Consider the following 1,247-nt stretch of genomic DNA (forward strand, 5'->3'; position numbering starts at 1 on the left):
AGAGATACCATCTTAAAAAAGCCAAATCAAGCACTAATTAGCTCAACTTTTGCTTGGTAAGACTGCTGATGTTTAATCACACCGAAACAGATATGCACAAGCTTGCGCATCGCTGCACAGACAGCCTGCATTTTGCACTTACCATTAGCAAGCAGTCGCTCATACTGCGCCTTAATATCAGGATTATGCTTAATGGCGACTAGCGCTGGCATATACAGTTTGGCTCTGATATCACTTGAGCCATTCTTTGCTAAGCGAGACTTGCCTTTAAATAGCCCTGATTCACTATGTTTGGGAACTAAGCCTAAAAAGGCGGCCATTTGTGACGCTTGACTAAACTGCTTATTATGCATCAGCGACACCATCTGCTTTGAGACAACAGGGCCGACGCCTTTAATAGTTTGTAGTAGAGTCTGATCTTGCTTTAAATTGTGATGATGATCGATATGGTCATCAATATCACCATTGAGCTTAACAATAGCGGCTTGCAAAGAGGCTATCATATGCTCAATAGAAGCTTTAACGATAGGAGCGGTGTCTGTGGCCTGCGCTTTTTCCAATCGATTCAGCTCACGTTGTAAGTCTTCTTGTAGTGCGTCTAAGCGCGACAATAATGACTTGAGGTGACGCGCCTCTGCTGGCGGCGGTGTCCATAATTTAGGCTTAGCACTATAGGTGTAGCGGGCTAATAACATACTGTCTTTTTTATCCGTCTTGTTGCGACTTCCTAAACTAGCAGCATAGCTTTTGATATAAGCAGGATTGATAATACTGACGTTAAGACCTTTATCAAATAGGTAGTAGGCGATGTTCTCGTGATAGACTCCTGTGGCCTCGACCGTGATGTGAATATTACTTAAGTCGTCAGTGATGTTAGCAATGAGCCAGTTGATAAGAGCAGCGTAGTCACTGTAATCATTTTTAAAGACTTTGGTTTTAAATTTGAGATTATCAGTGGCTTTGAGCCAGGCGATATCTAGCTTGTTTTTACTGACGTCTATGCCGATATAGTGTGTCATCTTATTGTCTTCCCTTGTCTATGCAGTGTCACTCATGACACCTTGGTAGATGGCGAGGCACTTGGATACCATTCAGAATATGAAGATGATGGGATGAGCATTGGGCATAATCTCTTACACAGTGTCTAGACACTAAGGTTATACTCATACTCTCAATGCTCATGAATAATTACTTTATTTTATCAACTTTCGTTGGCAGTATTAAGCGGTTATTCAAGATACAAGGTT

General features: G+C 41.8%; 1 protein-coding gene. It reads right to left on the reverse strand.

Going from position 1 to position 1,247, the window contains the following annotated elements; all coding sequences use genetic code 11:
* Positions 1–26: 26 nt before the first annotated feature.
* A complete protein-coding gene (locus JMX98_RS13860; RefSeq protein WP_105244335.1) occupies positions 27–1,019 on the reverse strand; it encodes an IS110 family transposase in 993 nt (330 codons plus the stop codon).
* Positions 1,020–1,247: the final 228 nt, after the last annotated feature.

The organism is Psychrobacter sp. HII-4, assembly GCF_904846595.1.
Classification (GTDB): Bacteria; Pseudomonadota; Gammaproteobacteria; order Pseudomonadales; family Moraxellaceae; genus Psychrobacter; species Psychrobacter celer.

Excerpts from the sequence above, each read along its gene's own strand:
- JMX98_RS13860 (WP_105244335.1), bottom strand. The coding sequence starts at position 1,019 with ATGACACACTATATCGGCATAGACGTCAGTAAAAACAAGCTAGATATC.